The 17160-nt window shown below is 34.0% G+C and carries 21 protein-coding genes and 2 pseudogenes; 16 read left to right on the top strand and 7 right to left on the bottom strand.

Annotation, left to right across the window (positions count from 1 at the left end):
• Positions 1-152, bottom strand: a pseudogene (locus VFS71_RS13630) (bifunctional folylpolyglutamate synthase/dihydrofolate synthase); the annotation flags it as partial.
• Between the two features lie 290 nt (positions 153-442).
• Between VFS71_RS13630 and VFS71_RS13625 the strand changes: the two are divergent.
• Together VFS71_RS13625 and VFS71_RS13620 are read left to right on the top strand one after the other, a co-directional pair.
• A complete protein-coding gene (locus VFS71_RS13625; protein ID WP_326401873.1) occupies positions 443-1138 on the top strand; it encodes a MotA/TolQ/ExbB proton channel family protein in 696 nt (231 codons plus the stop codon).
• Between the two features lie 3 nt (positions 1139-1141).
• Entirely contained in the window at positions 1142-1537 is a 396-nt protein-coding gene (locus VFS71_RS13620) for a biopolymer transporter ExbD (RefSeq protein ID WP_326401871.1), read from the top strand.
• Positions 1538-1911: 374 nt separating this feature from the next.
• Here the strand turns inward: VFS71_RS13620 and VFS71_RS13615 are convergent, their stop codons facing one another.
• The 4 genes from VFS71_RS13615 to VFS71_RS13600 form a co-directional block, all read right to left on the bottom strand.
• Positions 1912-2817: an energy transducer TonB gene (locus VFS71_RS13615; RefSeq protein WP_326401869.1), complete on the bottom strand. Its 906-nt coding sequence runs from the start codon at positions 2815-2817 to the stop codon at positions 1912-1914.
• Between the two features lie 173 nt (positions 2818-2990).
• On the bottom strand, positions 2991-4217 hold the full coding sequence (locus VFS71_RS13610) for a Glu/Leu/Phe/Val dehydrogenase dimerization domain-containing protein (RefSeq protein ID WP_326401866.1): 1227 nt from the start codon (positions 4215-4217) through the stop codon (positions 2991-2993).
• A gap of 262 nt (positions 4218-4479) precedes the next feature.
• A complete protein-coding gene (locus VFS71_RS13605) occupies positions 4480-5055 on the bottom strand; it encodes a chalcone isomerase family protein (protein WP_326401864.1) in 576 nt (191 codons plus the stop codon).
• A gap of 279 nt (positions 5056-5334) precedes the next feature.
• On the bottom strand, positions 5335-6402 hold the full coding sequence (locus tag VFS71_RS13600; protein ID WP_326401862.1) for an anhydro-N-acetylmuramic acid kinase: 1068 nt from the start codon (positions 6400-6402) through the stop codon (positions 5335-5337).
• 96 nt (positions 6403-6498) lie between these two features.
• Between VFS71_RS13600 and VFS71_RS13595 the strand changes: the two genes are divergently transcribed.
• The 12 genes from VFS71_RS13595 to VFS71_RS13540 all read left to right on the top strand — a co-directional run bounded on the left by VFS71_RS13595 (position 6499) and on the right by VFS71_RS13540 (position 15104).
• Positions 6499-7638 carry an acyl-CoA dehydrogenase family protein gene (locus VFS71_RS13595; RefSeq protein ID WP_326401860.1) on the top strand — a complete coding sequence of 380 codons (1140 nt, stop codon included), beginning with the start codon at positions 6499-6501 and terminating at the stop codon, positions 7636-7638.
• Positions 7639-7768: 130 nt separating this feature from the next.
• Positions 7769-8446 (top strand): Crp/Fnr family transcriptional regulator, encoded by a 678-nt coding sequence (locus tag VFS71_RS13590; protein ID WP_326401858.1) that lies wholly within the window; start codon positions 7769-7771, stop codon positions 8444-8446.
• 204 nt (positions 8447-8650) lie between these two features.
• A complete protein-coding gene (locus VFS71_RS13585) occupies positions 8651-9187 on the top strand; it encodes a carboxymuconolactone decarboxylase family protein (RefSeq protein ID WP_326401856.1) in 537 nt (178 codons plus the stop codon).
• 83 nt (positions 9188-9270) lie between these two features.
• A complete protein-coding gene (locus tag VFS71_RS13580) occupies positions 9271-9684 on the top strand; it encodes a nuclear transport factor 2 family protein (RefSeq protein WP_326401855.1) in 414 nt (137 codons plus the stop codon).
• 6 nt (positions 9685-9690) lie between these two features.
• Positions 9691-10320, top strand: coding sequence for a pyridoxamine 5'-phosphate oxidase family protein (locus VFS71_RS13575; protein WP_326401853.1), 630 nt, complete (start codon positions 9691-9693; stop codon positions 10318-10320).
• Between the two features lie 24 nt (positions 10321-10344).
• Positions 10345-11226, top strand: coding sequence for a helix-turn-helix domain-containing protein (locus tag VFS71_RS13570; RefSeq protein WP_326401851.1), 882 nt, complete (start codon positions 10345-10347; stop codon positions 11224-11226).
• A gap of 103 nt (positions 11227-11329) precedes the next feature.
• The gene (locus VFS71_RS13565) at positions 11330-11791 is read left to right on the top strand and encodes a YHS domain-containing (seleno)protein (protein ID WP_326401849.1); all 462 of its coding nucleotides are present in this window, start codon (positions 11330-11332) and stop codon (positions 11789-11791) included.
• 6 nt (positions 11792-11797) lie between these two features.
• Positions 11798-12187: a DoxX family protein gene (locus VFS71_RS13560; RefSeq protein ID WP_326401847.1), complete on the top strand. Its 390-nt coding sequence runs from the start codon at positions 11798-11800 to the stop codon at positions 12185-12187.
• 1 nt (position 12188) lies between these two features.
• The gene (locus VFS71_RS13555) at positions 12189-12677 is read left to right on the top strand and encodes a DinB family protein (protein WP_326401846.1); all 489 of its coding nucleotides are present in this window, start codon (positions 12189-12191) and stop codon (positions 12675-12677) included.
• Entirely contained in the window at positions 12665-13375 is a 711-nt protein-coding gene (locus VFS71_RS13550) for an NRDE family protein (RefSeq protein WP_326401845.1), read from the top strand. The genes VFS71_RS13555 and VFS71_RS13550 overlap by 13 nt, the downstream gene beginning before the upstream one ends.
• A 52-nt stretch (positions 13376-13427) precedes the next feature.
• Positions 13428-14465, top strand: coding sequence for a D-alanine--D-alanine ligase (locus VFS71_RS13545; RefSeq protein WP_326401844.1), 1038 nt, complete (start codon positions 13428-13430; stop codon positions 14463-14465).
• Positions 14466-15104 (top strand): hypothetical protein, encoded by a 639-nt coding sequence (locus tag VFS71_RS13540; RefSeq protein WP_326401843.1) that lies wholly within the window; start codon positions 14466-14468, stop codon positions 15102-15104.
• Positions 15105-15106: 2 nt separating this feature from the next.
• Here the strand turns inward: VFS71_RS13540 and VFS71_RS13535 are convergent, their stop codons facing one another.
• The gene (locus VFS71_RS13535; protein ID WP_326401842.1) at positions 15107-15676 is read right to left on the bottom strand and encodes a GNAT family acetyltransferase; all 570 of its coding nucleotides are present in this window, start codon (positions 15674-15676) and stop codon (positions 15107-15109) included.
• 58 nt (positions 15677-15734) lie between these two features.
• Positions 15735-16127, bottom strand: coding sequence for a DUF2809 domain-containing protein (locus tag VFS71_RS13530; protein WP_326401841.1), 393 nt, complete (start codon positions 16125-16127; stop codon positions 15735-15737).
• A 183-nt stretch (positions 16128-16310) separates the two neighbouring features.
• Between VFS71_RS13530 and VFS71_RS13525 the strand changes: the two genes are divergently transcribed.
• Together VFS71_RS13525 and VFS71_RS13520 are read left to right on the top strand one after the other, a co-directional pair.
• Positions 16311-16988 carry an SDR family oxidoreductase gene (locus VFS71_RS13525; protein WP_326401840.1) on the top strand — a complete coding sequence of 226 codons (678 nt, stop codon included), beginning with the start codon at positions 16311-16313 and terminating at the stop codon, positions 16986-16988.
• A 25-nt stretch (positions 16989-17013) separates the two neighbouring features.
• Positions 17014-17160 (top strand): annotated as a pseudogene (locus VFS71_RS13520) (sprT domain-containing protein); the annotation flags it as partial.

Raw genomic sequence — 17160 nt, 5'->3', positions numbered from 1 at the left:
ACGTGTATGCATTTTATCTTTTTATGAGGATTATCAAGATGATCCGCCAATAGATTAACATTGGTCAAGTCTTTTTTATAAGCCGAAGCCCCTTGCAATTGATACATTGGAAGTTGATTAAACATCCAGTTTGTGGTTTCTTGATAGTTCATTATTTTTTGATAAAATAGTTGTAGATTGAAATAATTTTCGCTTTTTTTAGTTTAATATTACAGTGAAATTATTTCAGAAACTAAGGAATAATAAAAGAAATAGAATTGGCGAAGTTAATTTGTTCTTTTACAAGGCATAAATTATTTCAATAGCTGGGCTATTCAAAAAATTTATAACGAAGAAAAAGGGCAAAGGAACGAGACAAAATATGTCTTTTATTGTTTTTTAGTTTCTTACTGCAAAATTGAAATAATTTTTAGAATTAATGATTATAAACCCAGAATAATATATGTTTAGTTTCATACAATTACAAGCTGATACTCTTGCAAATGCTGCGTCCAATGTTGTTATCGAAAAAATAGCACCCAATACCGAAATCTCCGTTTTAGGTTTTATTCTAAAAGGAGGATTTTTTTTAATCCCTATTGCAATCTTATTGTTTTACACTTTTTATGTGATTATAGAACGTTATTTGTACATCAATAAAAAGGCGAAAGTCGATCCGCTTTTGATGCGTGATGTTAAAGATCACTTGACATCAGGAAATTTCGATTTGGCTCGTTCCATAACCGAGAGAACCAATACCGCATCAGGAAACGTCATCAAAGAAGGCATTACGTTGATAGGACGTCCAATTGCTGAAATAGAATCGAATATGGACCGTGCTGCCGATATCGAAATTGCCGAAATGGAACAACATTTAGGGCAATTGGGACTTATCGCAGGTATTGCTCCAACGCTAGGGTTTATCGGAACGATTTCTGGGGTAATCAAGATTTTTTACAGCATCTCGGTAACGGAAAATATCAGTATCGGTAATATTTCGGGAGGGTTGTATGAAAAAATGATCAGCAGTGGATCAGGATTAATCGTAGGTATTATTGCCTACAGCGCTTACCACTTGCTGAACGGAAAGATTGACAACTATGCCTTGAAAGTGCAAAAACAAATATTGGAATTCGTAAATATCATCCAAAAAGCATAAATCATGTCTATCAAAAGAAAAAGAAGATTTCACGCCGAAGTCGCCACTTCGTCCTTGAGTGACATCATGTTTTTTTTGTTGCTGTTTTTCTTGATCATCTCTACTTTGGCCAATCCAAATGTCATCAAAATGACATTACCAAAGTCAAAAACCAATGAAAAAACCAACAAGCAATACATCAGTTTATCGGTTACCGAAGACAAGAAATTCTTTATCGACAAGCAACCCGTTGCTTTCGAAGAACTAGAAACCACTTTAATGTCCAAAATGAATACTCAAAAAGACCAAACGGTTATTGTTCGAATTCCGTTCAATTTGCAGGTGCAGGATTTGGTCGATGTATTACAAATAGGGGTGAAGAATAACTTAAAATTTGTCATCGCCACGAGTCCGAAGTAAAATTTTAAATTTCGTTTGGGCGTGACCACAATAAAGAAATGGGCTACTTTAGATTATCTAGAGTCGCCCATTTTTTTATTGTGGTCGGGCTATACGCGCTACTTTGGTAGCTTGCTTCTATCCCTCACGCGACATTCCTGAAAAATGAGATATTTTGTGTTGTTAATTGAATTTTTTTGATAATGATTGCGGAATCTCCACAAGTAACTTAACAATTTTGGTTTTGATAAAAGAGGAGTTTTTAATAAAATGTCTTCTGAAAAACTAAACATGTAAACTAGCCCCGATTGCTTCGCCAGTTCGCTTCGCTCGTGTGAAGTGGAATATAACGGATAGCGGGACAACTGTTGATGGAATAGACAAAAGCCCTGCTCCTAATTCAAATTGAAATTGTAAACAATCTTGCCCACTTGTTTTTCGGGAGCATCAGAGCTGGCATCCCATTTGGTGTTCATGGCTGCAATTCGGGCTTGATCCAATAAGCATTTTGCAGTGTTGGTCGTGCCTTTTATACCCGCAACGGCGTTGATGGTGCTTCCGTTTCGATCCACAGAAACTTCGACAACTACTTTACCGGATTCGTTGCAAGTGTATTTTGGAGCGGGTTTGGAGAGCGCTTTTCTATTGCCTAGCGAATAACCGGAACCGCCACCATTGCCACCACCAGATCCACCGCCACTACCAGGGCCATAACCGCTGCCATTGCCAATGCCGTTTCCTGTCCCATTTCCACCGCCGGTACCACCACCAGAACCGCCTGTGCCGTAATAGCCGGTCGCGGCCAAACTTCCATTGGATTTTCCTTTGTTGCCGGCAGTTTTGTCATCGCCGTCACCTCCTTTGTTGGAGCCTTTTAGAATGCTGGCCAAGGCATCATTGGTAGAATTTGAAACTTTTGGTTTAACAACTTCTGGCTTGATCTCGGGTTTGACAACCACTTCCGTTTTTTTAGGTTTCTCTTTTTGCGGAATAACTACACTTTCTTCGGTGGCATTTTCTTGAGATAAAATGGCTTCGTCAGGAGTGCTTTTGGCAGGAACTTGTTTGGCTTGATTTTGCACATTCAAAACCTCGCTTTTTGTGTTTTTTCCAGATCCTAAATCACTGTCACCAAAGTTTAAGGTAACACCTCCGCCTCCGCCACCAGCAAGTGCTACATTGTTTTCAGGATTATATGGTGGCCAAAAACGAATGAAAAATAACAGCAACAATAAGGATGCGTAAATGAGTATGGATAGGACTAATGATTTCTTTTGATCGTTGGAAAGTGTAGAACTCATTGTGGAAATTGAATTAAAAAAGTGTACTTATAAAAACGTTGAAAAGTACTAAAAATTGTCAAGAATAAAAAACTGCAAGAGTGTTAAACCCAGAATAGGCAATAAAAAACACGGATCAAACAGTTTTAAAGCCGTTCAATCGGTGTTGGAGATTTTGAGTAAATTGTATTTTGTTATGTCAATTGCTTTAAGGCAATCTCAAATGCCGTAGCACTAATGTTTGTTTTAGAGTTGTTTAAGTCATAAGCTTTAGCAATGGCTTTTTTGATCGTTTCGGAAGTGTCGTTAAAAATGGCTTCGTCAGTCATTTGTACTTTCTTTTCCATGAAATAAGCAAAAACTCTGGCCATTCCGCAATTCGAAATAAAATCAGGAATCAAACTTACTTTACGATCAACTTCTTCCATGATAGAACCGAAGAAAATTTCTTTGTCAGCAAAAGGAACGTTGGCTCCACATGAAATTACTTCCAATCCATTGGCAATTAAGCTGTCAATTTGGCTCTGAGCGACCAATCTTGAAGCAGCACAAGGAGTGAATATTTCAGCACCAATTGTCCAGATTTTTTGGTTGATTTCCTCAAAAGGAATCATATTATCGGCTACTAATTTATTTCCGTCTTTGGCAAGGAATAATGTTTTTATTTCTTCAAAAGTAAAACCATCTTCGTTGATTAATCCCCCGTCTCTATCAATGATTCCTATGATTTTGGCTCCCATTTCGGCCAAATAAAATGCTGCAGCCGATCCTACATTTCCAAAACCTTGAACAATGGCTTTCTTTCCTTTTACAGAACCACCATAAATATCGTAGAAATGACGTACCGCTTCTGCAACACCATAACCGGTAATCATATCGGCAATTGTGTATTTTCTGGTTACATCTGGTGAGAATCTTGGGTTTTCGATTACTTTAATCACCCCTTGACGTAATTGTCCGATTCTATTGATTTTATCAGCTTCGGTAGGCTTGAAGTGTCCGTTGAAAACACCTTCTTGTGGATGCCAAACACCACATTCTTCGGTCATTGGGATTACTTCGTGAATTTCATCGACGTTCAAATCGCCACCTGTTCCGTAATAACTTTTTAATAATGGGGAAACCGCTTTGTACCAACGTTGCAAAACTCCTTTTTTGCGGGGATCGTTCGGGTCAAAATTGATTCCAGATTTAGCACCACCAATCGCTGGTCCAGAAACCGAAAATTTCACTTCCATGGTTTTTGCCAATGACAAAACCTCATTCATATCAAGTCCTTTTCTCATACGTGTTCCACCACCTGCGGCACCGCCACGAAGAGAGTTAATCACAGTCCAGCCTTCAGCTTCGGTTTCAGAATCTTTCCAGTTGAAAATGATTTCAGGAGCTTTATTTTCGAATTTCTTTAATAAATCTTTCATATTATTGTGATATATTTATTTTTGACAAATATATAAAAGGTTTTATGAGAAATATGTATTTGGTATATTTTTTTTTGCCTTTGAGTTTTACCAATAAAAAAGTGCTTTTATATCCTTTGCAGATACAAATGCACTTCTATATTTTAGGCTCTTTTAAAAAGAGAATGAGCATGACTTAATATTGGTATTGGCAACCAATATTAAGTCATGCTCATTTATAAATATGGTATTTATTTTTTTTTGAAACAGTAAATAATGATTCTTAGACTCCTAATAAGCTGTTTTTTAATTCTTCATCTACTGGATTGTCACCCAGCCAAATACCGAAAAATACTTTTTTGAAATCAAACCCAGGAACTTTTCCTTTTAGGGTACCATTTTTTGTAACCCAAACAGAACTGTCAATTGGGTTGTATGTTAATTCAAAAACGTCTCCTCTTTTGATTTCTTCAGCCAAATAGCTTTTTAATAATTCCATTTTTGGTTTTAGAGTATTGAATTCGGTTCCTGCAGATTTTTCGAATCCAGCATTTAATGCTCTAGTCAATTTCCCTGAAGAAACTAATGCAGAAGTGATTTCTATTCGAATCGACATTTCTAAGTTGTCATTAATGATTTCTTTAGGATTTTGGGATAGTTGACTCAAATACAAAGCTTGAATATATACTTCGACCCACATTTTTGATCTAGATCCTGCACCATTCAGTTGCAAAGTTTTGTTTTCAAATGCCATTGTTCTAGGAATAGTCACCCCTTCAAATACGATTTGTTGTTGAGCATTTGCCACAGAGAATATGGCCGAAATAATCAATGTTATTGCCAGTACTATTTTTTTCATGATTGGTAGGTATTTTAAAAATTTGGGCAAAATTAATGCTAAATCGTTAGAAATATCATGAACAGAGTGCTTTATTTTGTTAAATGTGTAAATTATAACGTTATAGTTGACTAATTCTTATAAAATTATAATTACCTAGTAAATAATCACTTACAGAAGGTGCGGGAAAATGTCTTTTATTGATTTTGCCGATTTTTTTTTGTTTCTTAAAAACAACAGATTTGCCGGTACAGGATTTAGAATTAATACTTGGGAATATTTAAATCCACCCGATATTTTTTAGCTGTTATAAATTACTCCAGAGCTGTGGTCGTATTTTGCCCCTGTTACGCTCTGAAGTGCATTAACTTCTTCGCGTATTTTTAAAACACCCAATAAAGCAAATATTAAAGCTTCTTTGAATTCCAGGATTTTTTTTGACGGAATGATAACATCCATTTCTGGCAAATGAAATTGAATTCTTTCGATTAGGAAATCATTGTAGGCACCTCCTCCTGTAGTTAACATGCTCCCTTTTTTCTTTGGCAAAGCCAATGCTATTTGAATGGCGATATGTTCAGTATAGGTGTGCAATTTGTCTTCAATGGATATTTGATAACCTTCTATCATTGGCAAAATAACTTCTTTCACAAATTCAAAACCCAGTGATTTTGGATGTTTTTTTTGATAAAAGTTCAAGGCGTTCAATTCATTTAGTAAATTAACGTTGCAATTACCGGTGCGGGAAATTTGACCTTTGTCATCATAGTCCAGACCCAATTGATTTGCATAAAAATTAAGAACCGTGTTTACGGCTGAAATGTCAAATGCAATTCGGGTATTATTTTCTTCAAAAGATACATTTGAAAAACCGCCAAGATTCATGCAATAATCATATTCAGAAAATAGTATGCGATCACCGATGGGTACCAATGGAGCTCCTTGTCCTCCTAATTGAACATCTTGAATTCTAAAATCACAAACTACTTTTTGTTGTGTCAGTTTTGCTATTTCGGGTAAATTACCAATTTGTAGTGTAAAACCATTTTGAGGTTGATGTAAAATGGTATGTCCATGTGAACAAACTGCATCTAAATTTACAAGAGTATGTTTTTCTATGAAATCAGCAATGATGGACGCCAACAGTTGAGTGTAGTTTTTATTTAATTCCAATAGTTGGTCTTCACTATAATCAACAGCTGTTTTTAAGACAGAAATCCAATTTGAATCGTAAGAAATAGTTTCGCATTCAAGAATCTTGAATGTCCATTTGCTGTCTTTTATTTGGAATTGAATATGAGCCAAATCGACTCCATCTAGCGAAGTTCCTGACATCACTCCGATAACGTTATAGTAATCTTTTTTCATAGGCCAAATTTACGATTCAAAATTGAAAATTTCATAATTAAAAAGTACCTTTGACAACATTTTTAAAACAAAAACCAATTTTTATTTTACATTATTATGGATTTTAATCTAACCGAAGAACAATTAATGATACAGCAAGCAGCGCGAGATTTTGCTCAAACTGAATTGTTGGAAGGAGTAATAGAAAGAGACGAGCATTCTAAATTTCCTACAGAACAGGTCAAAAAAATGGCTGAACTTGGGTTTCTGGGAATGATGGTTGATCCCAAATATGGTGGTTCTGGTCTTGATAGCGTTTCTTATGTTCTGGCTATTACCGAAATTGCCAAAGTTGATGCTTCGGCAGCTGTTATTATGTCCGTGAATAATTCATTGGTTTGTGCAGGATTAGAAAAATACTGTAATGAAGAACAAAAGATGAAATATTTGGTTCCACTTGCCAAAGGAGAGGTGATTGGAGCATTTTGTTTATCTGAGCCAGAAGCTGGTTCGGATGCAACTTCTCAAAAAACTACTGCGATTGACAAAGGAGACCATTATTTGTTGAATGGAACCAAAAACTGGATTACCAATGGTGCTTCTGCTTCAACATATATTGTAATTGCTCAAACGGATATTGAAAAAGGACATAAAGGGATCAATGCTTTTATTGTTGAAAAAGGTTGGGCTGGATTTGATATTGGTCCAAAAGAAAAGAAAATGGGTATTCGTGGTTCTGACACTCATTCCTTATTGTTTAATGATGTGAAAGTGCCTAAGGAAAATAGAATTGGAGCTGATGGTTTTGGATTTAATTTTGCTATGTCAGTTTTAAACGGTGGTCGTATCGGTATTGCGTCGCAAGCTTTGGGAATTGCAACAGGTGCTTACGAATTGGCTTTGAAATATTCTCAGGAACGTAAAGCTTTTGGAAAAGAAATTTTCAAGCATCAAGCGATAGCTTTCAAATTGGCTGATATGGCAACACAAATTTCGGCAGCGAGATTGTTGTGTTTTAATGCAGCTTATCAAAAAGATCAAGGAATGGATATTTCTCAGTCTGGAGCAATGGCCAAATTATTTGCTTCCCAAACCGCTATGGATACTACTATCGAAGCTGTGCAAATTCACGGTGGAAACGGTTATGTAGCCGAGTATCACGTAGAACGTATGATGCGTGATGCTAAAATTACCCAAATTTATGAAGGTACTTCAGAAATTCAGCGTATTGTAATTTCAAGAACCTTAATTGCATAATACTTTTTTTTATTCAATATATAAATCCAAACTTGAATTTCAAGTTTGGATTTATTATTTAATAGATGTATTTTTTTGAACAAGACTTTGTTTATTTTTACATGAATTGGCAACACACTTATAAATTGTTATGTACGACGAATTAAAATATTGGTATCTTCGGAATCATAAATTGTTTTGGACATTGAGTATGTCACAAATCAAGCAATTGTGTATCATTACAGGTTTTAAAAAAGCCAAAAAAGGAGATATAATCTATTTTTCTTCCTCAGATGTACCTAGAGTATTTTTACTCAAAAAAGGAAGTATCAAAATTGTTGCTGTCGATGAAGACGGAAATGAAACTATCAAAGACATTATTCAAAAAGGAGATTTGTTTGGAGAATTGACCTTGGAAAACGATGTGAATTCCAATGAATATGCGAAAGCATTGACGGATGAAATCATTATCTGCAGTTTCTTATTATCCGATTTTGAAAATCTATTGCTTCAAAATCCTAGTTTGGCGTTGTCTTATACCAAGTTTGTAGGATTGAAAATGAAACGCATTAAAAACAGTTATGCTAATTTAATTTCAAAGGATGCCAAAACCCGGTTGTATCAATTCCTAAAAGATTGGGCTGAAAGAGAAGGTAAACGCACCGAAAATAGAGTTGTTCTTGAAAATTATCTAACTCAGAATGATATAGCTCAAATTATTTGTACTTCCAGGCAAACTGCCACTCAATTGCTAAATGAAATGGAAACCAAAGGATTATTGTATTACAATCGGAAAGAAATCATCATAGAAGACATTACTAAATTATAGTTTTTCAACTATTGCATTTTTTTTCTTAGTTCTAAACCAGTCTACATATAGAAGAACTTCTTATTGCAAAGGTTAAATCATTAAAATAGTTTTTGAGGAAGGAAAATTGTCCACCACCTTGCGTTCATTGTCCATTTTATAAATTTTAAAGCTGTCGCATCTTTGTGATGTCAATAAAGGCAAGCAATTTTAAAGAAAAATAAAATGACAACTACAACATTTTCAGTTCCAACAAGATCAGAAGTTTCAGAAAACAATCAAGTAATTTTTGACAATCTGCAAAAAGCATTAGGATTTGTTCCAAATTTATATGCTACTATAGCGTATTCAAAAAATGGGTTAGAAAAATATTTAGCCTATCAAAATGCCAAAACTTCTTTATCCAATAAAGAAAAAGAAGCGGTAAATTTAATCGTAAGTCAAGTTAACAACTGTACGTATTGCCAAAGTGCCCATACTGTTATAGGGAAAATGAATGGTTTTACAGATGAGCAATTATTAGATATCCGAAGAGGAAAAGCTACTGATGCCAAATTGAATGCACTGGTTCAACTTGCTGCCGAAATTACACAGACTAGAGGAAACGCTAATTCTGATTTAGTTGACGCTTTTTTTGCTCAAGGTTATACTAATGAGAATTTAGTTGATTTGATACTCCTGATAAGCGATAAAACTGCGATGAACTTTTTGCACAATTTGACACAAGTACCTGTTGATTTTCCTTTGGCACCATCTTTATAAATTATATTTTTTTTAAAACTAAAATGGTGCAAATCAATTCAATGTGATTTGGTTTGCATTATATTTAAGCAAATTTAATTATCATGGAACAGAGACATCCACTTCCTCCATTTAATATGGAAACTGCTTTAGAAAAAGTACAATTGGCAGAAGATGCCTGGAATAGTAAAGACCCAGAACGCGTTGCTTTGGCATATACTATCGACACGGAATGGCGTAATAGAAAGGATTTTATTAATGGTCGAGATGCCGTAAAAGAGTTTTTAAAAGCCAAATGGAAAAAAGAACTCGATTATAAACTCAAAAAAGAGTTATGGGGTTTTCGCGAAAATCGTATGGCGGTTCGTTTTGAATATGAATACCGAAATGAGGCAGGACAGTGGTTTCGTGCCTACGGAAATGAAAACTGGGAGTTTGACGAAAATGGTTTGATGCGCAAACGGTTTGCCAGTATCAATGATTTACCAATAGATGAAAAAGATAGAAAATTTAAATAATTTCTCATGGCTAAAAATTTTGCAGAAATAGCTTTTACGGATGCTGTCAAAGCGCTACAAGAAGTACACGGTAGTCGAAAAGGATATGAACGAATGGAAAAATTCAATATTGTTGATGGATTATCCGAAAATGAAATGAATTTTATAAGCAATCGGGATAGTTTTTATTTGGCATCTATTGGAGAAAAAAACTTTCCTTATATTCAGCATCGAGGTGGACCCAAAGGTTTTGTGAAAGTCTTAGATAAAAACACGATTGGTTTCATCGATTTTTCAGGAAACAAACAGTACATATCCGTTGGGAATTTTGCAACCAACAATAATGTGGCGCTAATAATGATTGATTATCCGGCAAGGGCGAGACTGAAAATTTTAGCCAAAGCAGAAATTATTGAACTCAAGGACAATCCAGAATTACTGTCTAAACTCGGTTTAGGTGACTATCAGTTTCGTCCAGAGCGAATGATGTTTTTTCATATTGAAGCCTTTGACTGGAATTGTCCCCAGCATATAACACAACGTTTTACTCTGGAAGAAATACAAATTGCTTTTGAACCAAAGTTTCAATACATTTCAAAATTAGAAGAAGAAATAGAAAACCTTAAAAACAGACTAAAAGAATCTGGTTTAAACTAAATTTGTTCATAAAAATAGAATAGTATGATAGATCAATCCACGTTTACTTTAGTCAATCCACAAAACGGAAATTTAGCTTTCAAACTTTTTTCTTTTGAAAGCATTTCTTGTTTTGATCACATTCAGCGATTGAATTATTATTCATTAATTTGGATTAAAAAAGGGGAAGGTAAAGTAAAAGTAGATTTTTCTGAATATGATTTTACAAAAGACCAATTATTAGCTTTTGCGCCATATCAACCTTTTATGCTTTCATCGGCTGATGATATTGAAGGGAAAGTGATTCATTTTCATCCCGATTTTTTTTGTATTATGAAACACCATGATGAAGTAGCTTGTAATGGGGTTTTGTTCAATAATATTTATGAACCACCGTATGTGATAATTGATGAAGGGGCTAAAGCAACATTCAATATGGTTTTGGAACAAATGAAGATTGAAATGCAGAATCCAGCAATGGCACAATATGAGTTGTTGATATCCTATTTAAAAATCTTCCTCATTACGGCCTCTCGGTTAAAAAAAGAACAACAACCAAAAGAGTTTGTTCCAATAAAAGAAAATACAGCGCCATTTATTCTTCAAAACTTAAAGAATTTCATTGAGCAAAATTTCAAAACCAAACATTCTGCCAGTGATTATGCCGATTTACTTAATATTTCTCCAAAAGCTTTAGCCAAAATCACCAAAAATCACTTCAATAAAACGTTGACCAATTTAATTGCTGAACGCATTATTATCGAAGCTAAACGGGAATTGTATTTAACAAATAAACCGGTTAAAGAAATTGCCTATGAACTAGGGTATGATGATGAGCATTATTTTAGTCGCTTCTTTAAAACCAATGCCGAAGTTTCGCCTCAAATGTATCGTGATACGGTTGGTTTTGCCAAGGCAGTCAATTGATTTAGAGAAATTTTGCCTCCAATGTAAACTACCCGACATTTTACCTTTTTTTACTGCTTTATATTTGTAATATCAAACTTGATTAACAAAAAAAATGGTTATTATGAAAAGAGTAATAGTACTGTTGTTGATTGCCGTTGCATCTTCGGCATCATTTGCACAAAGTGCGAGCAAAAAAGCATCCGAATATAATTTGGAAAATAAAGCTGCCATTCAAGGTTACGATCCTGTGTCTTATTTTAAACAAAATAAAGCCATAAAAGGGAAAAAAGAAATTTCGGTTACTTATGATGGAGTGATTTATCAATTTTCTTCGACTGCAAATAAAGAAATTTTCTTGAAAAGTCCGGCTTCCTTCGAGCCACAATACGGTGGCTGGTGTGCCTATGCGATGGGAAGTTCTGGTGAGAAAGTTGAAATCAATCCTGAAACTTTTAAAATTATTGACGGAAAATTGTATTTGTTTTATAATGCTTATTTCAACAATACCTTAAAAAGTTGGAACAAAGATGAAACCAGCATGAAGGCAAAAGCTGATGCCAATTGGAAGAAATTTATAAAATAAGAAATCATGAAAGGATCAATTGTACAATGGTTATTTCGGCTAACAGCTGCAATCATTTTATTGCAAACGCTGTATTTTAAATTCACAGCAGCCGAAGAAAGTGTTTATATTTTCTTGACTTTGGGTATAGAACCGTATGGTAGAATTGGATCGGGAATAGCCGAGTTAATCGCTGCAATTTTAATTCTGATTCCCAGAACAACTTTGTTAGGAGCATTAATGGGAGCAGGAATAATGTTAGGCGCAATTTTTTCTCATCTTTTTGTGTTGGGAATTGAAGTTAAAAATGATGGTGGAGAGTTGTTTGTTTTGGCAATAATTACTTTTCTTTGTTGTATTGCATTAATTTATCGGAATAAAAGTAAAATTATCAACCTCTTAAAATTGAAATTATAATATGCTAATTCCATCTATAAATAATAGTCTGGATGAATTGATTGGATTACTTAATCAATTGTCTGAAGAGGAATATTCAAAATCTTGTTTTGAATTGAGTGGTGCTAGCATTGGTGAACATACTCGGCATATAATTGAGATATTTCAGTGTTTGAATCGAAATTATGATTCAGGAATTATAAATTATGATAAAAGAGAGCGAAATGCATTGATTGAAACCAATACTAATTTTGCTATTCAAATGATTTTGCAAATTAAGAATAGCATTTCAAAAGAGAATAAGAATATTGAATTGCAACAAACGATTGATGATAATGCGGTCAATATTAAAAGTAATTATTACCGAGAATTGTTATATAATTTAGAGCATTGCATTCATCATCAAGCATTGATTAAGGTAGCGATTTTGAGATGTGAAAACGTAGCTGTTGATGATAATTTTGGAGTGGCTCGTTCTACAATTGAATATAGAAAACAATGTGTACAGTAAGTTTTGTTTGTTCCAATGATAAGGTTATCATTACCTCCAATCGTGATGAAAAAATAATCCGCCCCAGCGCTATTCCGCCAAAGAATTACATCTTGAACGGGAAAAATATTATTTACCCAAAAGACTCTAAAGCAGGTGGAACTTGGTACGTAGTTGACGAGAACGGAACGGTTTTGGTTTTGTTAAACGGAGCCGATGAAAAACACCAAGTGCAATTGAACTATCGAAAGAGTCGAGGTCAAATTGTTCTCGAAATGATTAGTAGTACTTCTCCAGAGGAATTTTGGAATGAAATTAATTTAGAAAATATCGAGCCTTTTACCTTAGTTTTGTTTCAGGATAAAAAACTTTTTCAATTGCGTTGGAATGGAATCGAGAAATCAACGCTAGATTTAGATACTGATAAAAATTATGTTTGGTCTTCTTCAACCTTGTATTCCAAAGCAATTAGGGAACAGCGAGCGAATTGGTTTTATGATTTTTTAGACGCTAATCCCGAAATTACAGAAGCTAAAATGCTGCATTTTCATCGCTATACCGAAGCTGCTAATAATGAAGATGGTTTGGTTATAAATAGAAACAATGAAATGAAAACATTGAGTATTACTCAATCGGTTATCGAGAAAAACAAAGTGATGATTCATCATTTGGATTTGATTGCAGAAAACGAATATTCCAAAACATTTATCACCATTTAATAGCTTTGTCAAAGTTTTAAATTTTGACAAAATCCATAAAACAATTACAAAATTGAAACTATTCATTCACAAATTAACTCACTGGGAATACTGGCCTTTTCAAATCGTTTATACCCCGATTTATTTTCTATGGGCCTACTATTCGATTAAAGCAAAATCTATTTTTTTCTTTAATGCATCCAATCCTACGATTAAAAATGGCGGTTTTATGATGGAAAGTAAAAAGCAAATTTATAATCTAATTCCAAAAAAATACTACCCCAAAACGGAATTGGTTAAAGTTGGAACTTCTATTGATGAGATAAGCAAAATAGTAGAAAATTCAGGAATTAAATATCCCTTTATTGCCAAACCCGATATTGGTTTGAGAGGTTCTGCTGTCAAAAAAATAGAAACTTTAGCCGATTTAAAACAGTATACAGAAAGAGCTAGTTTCGACTTTATTGTGCAAGATTTGATTCCGTATGAAAATGAAATAGGTGTTTTTTATGTGCGCTATCCACACGAAAAAGAGGGTAGGATTACTGGAATAGTTGCCAAGGAGTTTTTGATAATTGCAGGAAATGGAGTGGCTACAATCGAAGAATTGATAAAAGAAAATCCTAGATATGAATTGCAATTAAAAGTGTTGAAACAGGAATACGGAAGTAAATTGCAAGAAGTTTTGCCTAATGGCGAAAAAATAAATCTTGTGCCTTACGGGAATCATGCGCGTGGAGCTAAATTTACTGATGTGAGTCATTGGGTAACGCAGGAGCTTACAACAACTTTCAATGAAATGTGTATACAAATTCCAGGGTTTTATTTTGGAAGATTGGATATTATGTATGGCTCATTTGAAGATTTGGAACAAGGGAAAAGCTTTTCTGTTGTCGAACTGAATGGAGCTGCCAGTGAACCAACACATATTTATGATCCAAAACACAGCCTGCTATTTGCATGGAAAGAACTCGCTCGGCACATTACGTATATGTTTGAGATTAGTGTAGCAAATTATCAAAATGGGTTTCCATATTTGTCACATAAAGTAGGAATGAAAGAATATCGTTTGCATCAATTGCAAAATAAGAAAATTATAAATTTTCAATAAATGAAAGCTTTTAAAAATATAATAGTTGGATTTATTGTAAGCTTTGTAGGTTCCCTGCCTCTTGGTTATTTGAACATTATTGGAGTTGAGGTTTTTTCTAAATTTGGAATAAATCCGTTGGTGTCTTATTTGTTAGGTGTAATAGTCGTTGAGGCTGTTGTGATTTATTTTACAGTTATTTTTGCCAACCAATTGGTGAACAATAAAAAACTAATGAAAGGTATTGATTTTTTTGCCGTATTTTTTCTTTTGTTGTTGGCCTATTTATTTTATGCCCATTCGAATCAAACAGTCGAAGAACATAATTATTTGGAAGGTTATGTTCGATATTCTCCTTTTTTAATCGGGATGGTATTGTGTGGATTGAATTTTCTTCAAATACCGTTTTGGATGGCTTGGAATTTGTATTTAATGAATGCTAATCGCATATCATTGCACCGAAAATTAAAATTCCATTATATTTTTGGAACTTTAGTGGGGACCTTTTGGGGAATGTTAGTGGCAATATTGGTATTGGATTCTTTATCCCAGAACAAGCTTTCTTTTTCAAAATACATAATGCCAATATTTATTCCGTTGTTTTTTGTGGTTTTGGCTTTCTTCCAAACTTTTAAAGTCTATAAAAAGTATATTAGATAGATTTACAATGACGATTGACTCATATCATAAGCCAAAATGAAATAATTGTTGTTGTTGAATTGAAAATCTCCAATAATAGACCATTTTAACTTCTCAATATGTGCTTTTTGTGAAGGTAAATTGGTTTTGTTGATGAAAGTAATACTTACCGGAAATTTTTTCAAAAGATGTACACGCATAAAGTCGAAAAAAGGATTAATCAAGCCTTTTCCTCGGTATTTTTTATCAATGCAAATAGGACCATATTGAAAAGTATTGGTGTCAGTCATTTTAAAGTCCTTAAATGAAAGATCAGGAAGCATAGGAGTCATATGATTGAAAATAGCCCACTGACTAAAATATTTCCAGCTCGCCGCAAAAATATAGGCTATGATTTTATGATTGTCTTTGGCAATAAACAAACCCTCTTGACGAATCACTTCTTGTAATTGTTCAACAGAAAAAGGAGTAGTTACAAAACCTGAAGCTTTTTCTTCTTCGGTCATATTGGAGACCAAATAAAGATCCTGTAATGCCAATACACCTTCTATGTCGGTGTTTTTTGCTACTTCAAATTGGATTTTTTCAATCATTATTATGGGTTCTTTTATTTATTTTTTTGCAAAAATAAATAAAATTAAATTCATCACTTTATTTTGAGTTTTCGATCATTTGTTTTTTATGCCAATATTTTTCGATAATTGATACTATTGCAATTCCTATAGTATAAGTTAGTAAATCAATCCAAGAAAATGAGGTTCCGATAACAGTTCTGGCAATTTTTGATTTTTCTAAGCCTAGCTTTTCGACGATATTCAAAAATTGCAGAAATTCGATTGTGAAAGAGAAAGCCAATACAGTAATCGCAACAGTTAAAACAGGTAATTTGAGAAAGGATTTTAAAAAGCAATAGATTAAAATAGCAACCAAAACATCTCCAAGATATGGCCTGATAAATCGATCAGCGACATAAAGTGCAATCAAAATCTCAATGGAAAATATGAGAATTGTGAATCCAAAATAGTTTTTGTTAAATGTTATCATAATGGTGATTTAGGAAAATAAAAAGGCAGTTTGTAATATTAAGTCTTTGTAAACTAATCTCCAGTTTTTAGGTTCTTGTTTTTATTTATTGATTTTGATTTTTATGTGTTTATTACAGGATAAAAATGTATTTTTTAAAATTTAAAATTACTGTTTTTTAACTGTTTTGACTATTTTTGCTCCATGAAGAATATTATCATTACAGGAACCAGTAGGGGAATAGGTTTGGAGTTGGCTTTGCAGTTTGCAAATGCAGGACATCAGGTGCTTGCTTTGTCAAGAAAAACAAATCAAGCCTTGCTTTCCCATAAAAATATTACTTGTCTTTCGGTTGATTTGTCCAGCGAAGAAGAGTTGGTACAAGTAACCAATTTTCTTTCCACCTCTTGGGATAGAATTGATGCAGTTGTCCATAATGCAGGGAGTTTGTTGTTGAGACCTTTTTCGGAAACGACACAGCACGATTTCGAGAATATATATAAAGTCAATGTTTTTGGTGTTGCCAATTTAACCCGAATCTGTTTGCCTTATTTGCAAAAAGGGAGTCATGTGGTAACCATAAGTTCTATGGGAGGTGTACAGGGAAGCTTGAAGTTTGCAGGATTGGCAGCTTATAGTTCCAGTAAAGGAGCCGTAATTACTTTGTCCGAATTATTGGCAGAAGAGTATAAAGAACAAGGAATTTCTTTTAATGTTTTGGCTTTAGGATCTGTTCAAACAGAAATGCTACAGGAAGCATTTCCTGGCTATCAAGCGCCACTTTCGGCTAGTGAGATGGCCAATTATATTTATGATTTCACTCTTACAGGAAATAAATATTTTAACGGTAAAGTATTGCCAGTTTCTTCTACAAATCCATAATAGTTTTTATAACTCATAATTCACTTTGCCAGAAACACTTTTAAAATATTTGCCGGAACATGCCGTAAAACCAGTTTTTGAACTGATTGTTACGCATCAAGTGCATCTCAAAATTGTGAATGAGAGACAAACCCGTCATGGAGATTATCGAAAAGGGATGAACGGGAAACAT

The sequence above is a fragment of the Flavobacterium sp. genome, from assembly GCF_035760125.1.
Taxonomy (GTDB): domain Bacteria; phylum Bacteroidota; class Bacteroidia; order Flavobacteriales; family Flavobacteriaceae; genus Flavobacterium.
This window is presented reverse-complemented; position numbering and strand designations above follow the sequence as displayed.